The 8,196-nt window shown below is 64.4% G+C and carries 7 protein-coding genes; 4 read left to right on the top strand and 3 right to left on the bottom strand.

What is annotated here, in order from left to right:
• From VGD20_RS07910 to VGD20_RS07925, 4 genes are all read left to right on the top strand, one after another.
• The coding region (locus VGD20_RS07910) for a DHA2 family efflux MFS transporter permease subunit (protein WP_331133923.1) at positions 1-1,122 on the top strand (1,122 nt) is incomplete at its 5' end.
• 61 nt (positions 1,123-1,183) lie between these two features.
• Positions 1,184-3,058: an ABC-F family ATP-binding cassette domain-containing protein gene (locus VGD20_RS07915; RefSeq protein WP_331133924.1), complete on the top strand. Its 1,875-nt coding sequence runs from the start codon at positions 1,184-1,186 to the stop codon at positions 3,056-3,058.
• A gap of 222 nt (positions 3,059-3,280) precedes the next feature.
• The gene (gene hppD, locus VGD20_RS07920) at positions 3,281-4,366 is read left to right on the top strand and encodes a 4-hydroxyphenylpyruvate dioxygenase (protein ID WP_331133925.1); all 1,086 of its coding nucleotides are present in this window, start codon (positions 3,281-3,283) and stop codon (positions 4,364-4,366) included.
• A gap of 131 nt (positions 4,367-4,497) precedes the next feature.
• Positions 4,498-5,049, top strand: a complete 552-nt coding sequence (locus VGD20_RS07925) for a VOC family protein (protein ID WP_331133926.1) — start codon at positions 4,498-4,500, stop codon at positions 5,047-5,049.
• A 141-nt stretch (positions 5,050-5,190) separates the two neighbouring features.
• On the opposite strand, the gene VGD20_RS07930 is transcribed toward VGD20_RS07925, so the two are convergent.
• From VGD20_RS07930 to VGD20_RS07940, 3 genes are all read right to left on the bottom strand, one after another.
• The gene (locus VGD20_RS07930; protein WP_331133929.1) at positions 5,191-5,844 is read right to left on the bottom strand and encodes a YqaA family protein; all 654 of its coding nucleotides are present in this window, start codon (positions 5,842-5,844) and stop codon (positions 5,191-5,193) included.
• A gap of 102 nt (positions 5,845-5,946) precedes the next feature.
• Complete coding sequence (purH, locus tag VGD20_RS07935) at positions 5,947-7,539, bottom strand: bifunctional phosphoribosylaminoimidazolecarboxamide formyltransferase/IMP cyclohydrolase (protein ID WP_331133927.1); 1,593 nt, start codon at positions 7,537-7,539, stop codon at positions 5,947-5,949.
• Positions 7,540-7,618: 79 nt separating this feature from the next.
• The coding region (locus VGD20_RS07940; RefSeq protein ID WP_331133928.1) for a phytase at positions 7,619-8,196 on the bottom strand (578 nt) is incomplete at its 5' end.

The raw sequence follows: 8,196 nt of genomic DNA on the forward strand, positions 1-8,196 counted from the left end.
AAGGAAAAGGCCGGGATAGGCCTCGCGATCTGGGCGATGACGACGACGACCGCGCCGATTCTCGGGCCGATTCTGGGCGGCACGATCAGCGACAACTGGACCTGGCCGTGGATCTTCTTCATCAACCTGCCCGTCGTCGCGATCTGCGCTTTCGGCGTCTTCACGCTGTTGACGCCGTTCGAAACGAAGCGTGCCAAGGCGCACATCGATGTGATCGGCCTGATCCTGCTTGTCGTGTCGGTCGGTGCGTTCCAGATCATGCTCGACACCGGGCGCGAGCATGACTGGTTCGGATCGACGTGGATCGTCGGGCTAGCGGTGGTCGCCGCGATCAGCTTCGCGGCGTTCGTGATCTGGGAACTCACCGACGCCAATCCGGTCGTGAATCTGCGCATCTTCCGCTTCCGCGGCTTCACCTTTGCGACGATGGCGATATCACTCGGCTTCGGCGCTTTCTTTGCGCAGGTCGTGCTGACGCCGCTCTGGCTGCAACAGGTCGCCGGCTATACCGCGACCGAAACCGGCTTCATCGTTGCCTGGCTTGGCGTATTTGCCGTTCTCCTGTCGCCCGTTGCGGCCGGGCTGATGACCAAGGTTGACGTTCGTATCACTATCTGCGGCGGCATCCTCTGGATGGCGGTGATGTCGATCCTGCGCGCGAGCTGGAACGCCGATGTCGGCTATTGGACGCTCGCGCTGCCGCATATATTGCAGGGAATCGGCATGCCGTTCTTCTTCGTCGGGCTGACCGCGCTCGCGCTGAGCTCGGTGCCCCCGCAGCACCAGACGTCGGCGGCCGGCCTCATGAGCTTTCTGCGTACGCTGTGCGGCGCGATCGGCACCGCGGTCGCGACGACCGCGTGGGATGACGCCAGCCGGACCTCGCGCTCCGAGCTGGTGTCGTCGCTCAACAATCCCGAAGCAACGATGACGTCGTTGCAAAGCGCCGGGCTGACGCTCGAACAGGCGCGCGCCGCGATCGAGCGTCTGGTCGAGGTGCAGGCCTCGACGCTCGGGGTGCTCCACCTGTTCCTCGCGTCGGGTGTCGTGTTCGTGATTGCGGCGATATCGGTGTGGTTCGCCCCGCGACCGAAGCAGATTTCGATGGGCGGCGGGCATTAAGTCCTGAATCGGCGTGCGCGCAGGCTTGGGCTTCGGCATCGGCCATGCTAGGCGCGCCGCCATGTTGACGATCAATGGCCTGACGGTCCGCCTCGGCGGACGCACGATTCTCGACCGCGCGGGCGCCAGCCTGCCGGGTAAAAGCCGCGTCGGGCTGATCGGCCGCAATGGCGCGGGCAAATCGACGCTGATGAAGGTGATGATCGGCCAGCTCGAAGCCGACGAGGGCGGCATCGAAATGCCGCGCAAGACGCGCGTTGGCTATATCGCGCAGGAAGCGCCGAGCGGCGCCGCGACGCCGTTCGACACGGTGCTCGCCGCCGACACCGAACGCGCCGAGTTGCTGGCGGCATCGGAGACCGAGCAGGATCCCGACAAGCTTGGCGACATCCACGAGCGGCTGATCGCGATCGACGCCTACACCGCGCCGGCGCGCGCCGCGCGCATCCTGATCGGGCTTGGCTTCGACGAGGATATGCAGGCACAGCCGCTCGACAGCTTTTCCGGCGGGTGGAAGATGCGCGTCGCGCTCGCGGCCTTGCTCTTCTCGAACCCCGACCTGCTGCTGCTCGACGAACCGTCGAACCACCTTGATCTCGAAGCGACGATGTGGCTCGAGAATTTCCTGCGCGCCTATCCGGGTCAGCTCGTCGTGATCAGCCACGAGCGCGACCTGCTCAACAATGTCGTCGATCATATCCTCCACCTCGAAGGCGGCAAGGTGACGCTCTATCCGGGCGGCTATAATGATTTCGAGCGACAGCGCGCCGAGCGTATCGCACAGCTTGCGGCCGCAAAGGCCGCGCAGGATGCGCAGCGCGCCAAGCTGCAGGATTATGTCGCCCGCAACAGCGCGCGCGCCTCGACGGCGAAACAGGCGCAATCGCGCGCAAAGCAGCTCGCGCGGATGCAGCCAATCGCGGCGGTGTCGGAAGACCCGAGCCTCGTCTTCGACTTCCCGAGCCCCGACGAATTGAAGCCGCCGCTGATCACGCTCGACTTGGCGAGTGTGGGCTACACGCCGGGCGCGCCGATCCTGACGCGGCTCAATCTGCGCATCGATCCCGATGACCGGATCGCGCTCCTCGGACGTAATGGCAACGGCAAGACAACGCTCGCGCGCCTGCTCGCCGCGCAATTGACGCCGATGGACGGCGCGATGGCGGCGTCGGGCAAGATGCGCGTCGGCTATTTCACTCAATATCAGGTCGAGGAACTCGACGGCAGCGATACGCCGCTCGGTCATATGACGCGCGTGATGACGGGCAAGACGCCGGGCGCGGTGCGCGCGCAACTCGGGCGCTTCGGCTTTGCGGGGAACAAGGCGACGACCGAGGTTGGCAAGCTGTCGGGCGGCGAACGCGCACGGCTCGCGCTTGCGCTGATCACCCGCGACGCACCGCATCTCCTCATCCTCGACGAACCGACCAACCACCTCGACGTCGATGCGCGCGAGGCGCTGGTGCAGGCCCTGAACGGTTTCGAAGGTGCGGTGCTGATCGTCAGCCACGATCGCCATATGCTCGAACTGACCGCCGACCGTCTCGTGCTCGTCGACGACGGCACCGCGCGCGACTTCGACGGCAGCATGGATGATTATGTCGCCTTCATCCTCGGCAAGGGCACGCCGGCGAAGGAAAAGGCGTCGAAGGCCGATCGCAAGGAAGACCGCAAGGCGGCCGCCGCGGCGCGCGAGGCGGCGGCGAAGATCAAGAAGGACGTCTCGGATGCCGAGGCCGACCTTGCCAAATATCAGGTCATCCTCTCCGCGATCGACCGCGCGATGTTCGACCCGCAGGGCGCCGCGAACGAATATAAGGGGCTGACGATGAGCGAGCTGTCGCAGCGGCGCGGCAAGATCGTCGCCGCGCAGGAAGCCGCCGAAGCGCGCTGGGTAGCGGCTAGCGAGGCGCTGGAAGCCTTCGAGGCGGCTTGATAATCGTCGCCGTGAGTAACTTCACATTCTTCGTCATTGCGAGCGAAGCGAAGCAATCCAGTGGCGGTTTGCGCCTATTCTGGATTGCCGCGTCGCTTCGCTCCTCGCAATGACGATTGAATTTTGGCGTCGGCTACTAATTCATCCGTGTTGCCGGTGCATTGACTCCATCCCCCCATTCCATCATAATAGTTTCAATTGAAACTAGATGGGAATGCGATCATGGCCGACCTCTTCGAAAATCCGCTGGGCCTCGACGGCTTCGAATTTGTCGAATTCTCGGCGCCGGAGAAGGGTATTCTCGAACCCGTATTCGAGGCGATGGGTTTTACGCTGATCGCGCGCCATCGCTCGAAGGACGTCCAGTTGTGGCGGCAGGGCGGCATTAACCTGATCGCCAATTACGAACCCAAATCGCCCGCGGCCTATTTTGCGGCCGAGCATGGTCCGTCGGCGTGCGGCATGGGCTGGCGCGTCCGCGATGCGGCGAAAGCCTATAGCGAAGCGGTCGAGCGCGGCGCCGAGCCGGTCGAGGTCAATCCCGGCCCGATGGAATTGCGCCTGCCCGCGATCCGCGGCATCGGCGGTTCGATCATCTATCTGATCGACCGCTATGGTGAGGACCTCAGCATCTACGACATCGACTTCGTCTATGAAGAAGGCGTCGATCGCCACCCGGTCGGTGCGGGGATGCAGCTGATCGATCACCTGACGCACAATGTCTATGGCGGCCGTATGGCGCATTGGGCGGCCTTTTACGAGCGCATCGCGGGCTTCCGCGAGATCCGCTATTTCGACATCAAGGGCGAATATACCGGCCTGACTTCGAAGGCGATGACCGCCCCCGATGGCAAGATCCGCATCCCGCTCAACGAGGAAGGCGCGGGCGGCAAGGGCCAGATCGAGGAATATCTGCGCGCCTATAATGGCGAGGGCATCCAGCATATCGCCTTCAGCTGTGACGATCTCTACGCCGCGTGGGACAAATTGAAGGCGCTCGGCAATCCGTTCGCGCCGTCGCCACCGGCGACCTATTACGAGATGCTCGAAGAGCGCCTGCCGGGCCATGGCGAGTCGGTCGAGGGCCTCCAGTCGCGCGGCATCCTGCTCGACGGTTCGACGACCGAGGGTGACCCGCGCCTGCTCCTCCAGATTTTCGGCCAGACGGTGATCGGTCCGGTCTTCTTCGAATTCATCCAGCGCAAGAAGGATGAGGGCTTCGGCGAAGGCAATTTCACCGCGCTGTTCAAATCGATGGAAATGGACCAGATTCGCCGCGGAGCATTGGAAGTCAAAGAGACCGCTTGACCCTTTCCCGTTCGTGCTGAGCTTGTCGAAGCACCGTCCTTCTTCTTGCGACGTCCAAGGAAAGAACGGCCCTTCGACAAGCTCAGGGCGAACGGAGTAGGGTAGGCTCAGCACGAACGGAGTTGGGTAAAATGACCAGCCAATCGCCGATTAAATTGGGCGGCGTCCACCACGCCGCCTATCGCTGCAAGGATGCGAAGCAGACGGTCGAGTGGTACGAGCGCATGCTCGGCATGACCTACACGACCGCTTTCGCCGAGGATCATGTGCCGTCGACCGGCGAATATGATCCATACATGCACGTCTTCCTCGACGCCGGGAACGGGAACATCCTTGCGTTCTTCGAGCTGCCGAACCAGCCTGTCATGGGCCGCGACGAGAACACGCCCGCGTGGGTGCAGCATCTCGCGTTCAAGGTCGGCAGCTTCGATGACCTGGTCGCCGCGAAGGCGCATCTGGAAAGCGAAGGCGTCGACGTGCTCGGCCCGACGCATCACGGCATCTTCAAGTCGATCTATTTCTTCGACCCCAACGGCCACCGCGTCGAGCTCGCGTGCGACATCGGCACCGACGAGCAATATGCCGAGCTGAAACGCGTCGCGCCGCTGATGCTTGAGGAATGGAGCCAGACCAAGAAGGCCCCGCGGCATGCTGACTGGCTGCACACGATGGCGAACGAGTAGATTTCGCAGGGAGGGAGACGTTCCCTCCCATCGTCACCCCGGACTTGATCCGGGGTCCACGACTTCAAGCGCTGCGATGGATCCCGGATCAAGTCCGGGATGACGAGAAAAAGAGCCAGGGCATCTTGGCCCTTCGTCGAGCTACTTCCGATCGAGCCCGATGCTCTCCAGCGTCGCGCCGCTGCACTTGTCGGCTTCCTTCGTCTTGCCGTCGCCCGACAGCGCCCCGATCGCGAGGAAGCCCGCGACCACCGCGACGAGGAACGCGCCGGTCACCCAGATCAGATATTTGTCGATGAACGCCTTGATCGGCGCCCCGAACAGCCGGAACAGGATTCCGACCAGCATGAAGGAAAAGGCCCGGCTCGCGAGGCTCGCCCACAGGAAGGTCCAGAAATTCATGTGGATGAAGCCGGCGGTGATCGTCAGCAACTTGAACGGGATCGGGGTCGCGCCCTTGATCAGGATGATCTCGGCGCCGAATTCGCGAAGGTAACAGGCGGCCGGCGGGAAGGCATCGGTCAGCCCGAGCACGCCGAGCAGCCACAGCCCGACACTCTCGTAAAGGAAGAAGCCGATCCCGTAACCGAGCACGCCGCCCGCAACCGACGCGAGCGTGCAGATGATCGCATAGCGCACCGCCTTCTTCGGGTTCGCTAGGCACATCAGCCCGAGCAACGGGTGCGGCGGGATCGGGAAAAAGCTGGCTTCGACGAACGAGACCAGCGCCAGCCAGAACTCGGCGTGCGGGTGCGCCGATTTCTCCATCGTCCAATTGTACATGCGTGTGATGATCGACGGGCGGTGCGCGGTAGCGGTCATGCTGGTCCTTGTTGCGGCCGGGCCAAGATGACCACGGCTCCCCTATGCCGTTCGTGTCGAGCGAAGTCGAGCCGATCAGTGGCGGAAGTGGCGCATGCCGGTGAACACCATCGCAAGCCCGGCGTCGTTCGCCGCAGCGATCACCTCATCGTCGCGGATCGAGCCGCCCGGCTGGATGACGCAGGTCGCGCCCGCCTCGACCGCGGCGAGCAAGCCGTCGGCGAAGGGGAAGAAGGCGTCGCTCGCCACCGCACTGCCGACAGTGCGGGCTTCGGCCCAGCCATGGCTCTCGGCAGCTTCGCGCGCCTTCACCGCGGCGATGCGCGCGCTGTCGCGGCGGTTCATCTGCCCGGCGCCGATGCCCGCGGTCGAGCCGCCCTTGGCATAAACGATCGCGTTCGATTTCACATGCTTGGCGACGGTCCACGCGAACAGCGCGTCGGTCAGTTCTTCCTCGGTCGGGGCGCGGTCGGTGACGACCTTCAGGTCGGCGCGCGTGATCCGGCCATTGTCGCGACTCTGCGCGAGCCAGCCACCGGCGATCGTTTTCATCATCAACCCGCCGCGTGCGGGATCGGGCAGTTCGCCGGTGAGCAGCAGGCGGAGGTTCTTCTTCTTCGCGAACACCGCGCGCGCGTCGGCGTCGGCGTCGGGCGCGCAGACGACCTCGGTGAAGATGCCGCTGATCAGCTCCGCCGTTGCGCCGTCGAGCGGCCGGTTGACGGCGATGATGCCGCCGAAGGCCGAGACATCGTCGCACTTCAGTGCCGCATCATAGGCCTCGGCGATCGTCGCGGCGGTCGCGACGCCGCACGGGTTGGCGTGCTTGACGATGACGCATGTCGGATCGGCTTCGCGGAACTCGGCGACCAGTTCGAGCGCGGCGTCGGCATCGTTGATATTATTGTAGCTGAGTTCCTTGCCCTGCACCTGTTCGGCCTGTGCGATGCCGCGTGCGGCGGGCCCGGCGGGCAGGTAGAGCGCGGCCTTCTGGTGCGGGTTCTCTCCATAACGCAGCTCGTTCGAAAGCTTGGCGGTCAACGGCAGCGTGTCGGGGAACATCTTGCCCTGGTCGGCAAAGGCGAACCAGCTCGCGATCATCCCGTCATAGGTCGCGGTGTGCGCGAAGGCAGTTGCGGCGAGGCGCTTGCGCAAAGCGAACGTTGTGGCGCCGTTGTTGGCCTCCATTTCCGCAATCACCGCGGCATAATCCTCGGGCTCGGTGACGATGCCGACGAAGGCGTGATTCTTCGCCGACGATCGCACCATCGCGGGGCCGCCGATGTCGATATTCTCGATGATCTCGTCGCGCGCGGCGCCCTTCGCGACGGTCGCGGCGAAGGGGTAGAGGTTGACGACGACAAGGTCGATCGCCCCGATGGCATGTTCCTCCATCGACGCGACATGCGCCGCGTCGTCGCGCACCGCGAGGATGCCGCCGTGGACCGTCGGGTGCAGCGTCTTGACGCGGCCGTCCATCATCTCGGGAAAGCCCGTGAGGTCGGAGACGTCGAGAACGCTGTGACCCGCCTCGCGCAATGCCTTTGCGGTGCCGCCGGTCGACACGAGTTCGACCCCGTGGCGGACGAGCGCGGCGGCAAGCTCGGCGAGCCCTGCCTTGTCGCTGACGGACAGGAGGGCGCGGCGGACGGGAATCAGGTCGGTCATGGGAAGGGCCTCGGCTGGCGATGGGATGACGCGGCCCCCCTAGGCGCGCGCCGTCCGTATCGCAAGCCTTGCGGCCTCTTTAGAACCCCAAGGCGGCCGCGATCTGGTCCCAGCGGACCAGCTTGAAATTCTGCGCCTTGGGGGCGTTGTCGCCATCCTGTGCGAGGAAGATGCCGTCAGGATAAGCGGCGCCGAAATTGCCGGCCACAGCCTCGATCCCGTCGGTTTCGCTCGTCGCGCCGAACGCGCCCGCAGCAACGGCGAAGCGCCCGACATAGTCCATCGAAGGCAGGCGGAAGACCGCATAGGCATTGTCGCCCTGCGATGAGGCGAGCAGGTAGCGCTGGCCCTTGTGATCGATCGTCGCGAGGCCCTCGACGTCGGCGACGAGGCGCTGGTTATCGACCGGCGCGACGATGCGCGCTGTGGCGGTCTTGCCGTTCGGCTTCAATTCCCAGATACCGGCGTCCTCCTCGCCGACATAGAGCGTGTCGCCATCGAACACGCAGCCCTCGGACTGGGTCGGGATCTTATATTCCCATTCGGCCCGAAAGCTTGGCGTTCCATCGACGGTCAGCGTGCCGACGCGGACCGTGCCGTCCTTGACAATCAGTGCCGCAGTGATTGGCGTGCCCGGCGGGGTTTTCTTGAGGCAGA

Source organism: Sphingopyxis sp. (assembly GCF_036402335.1).
Taxonomy (GTDB): domain Bacteria; phylum Pseudomonadota; class Alphaproteobacteria; order Sphingomonadales; family Sphingomonadaceae; genus Sphingopyxis.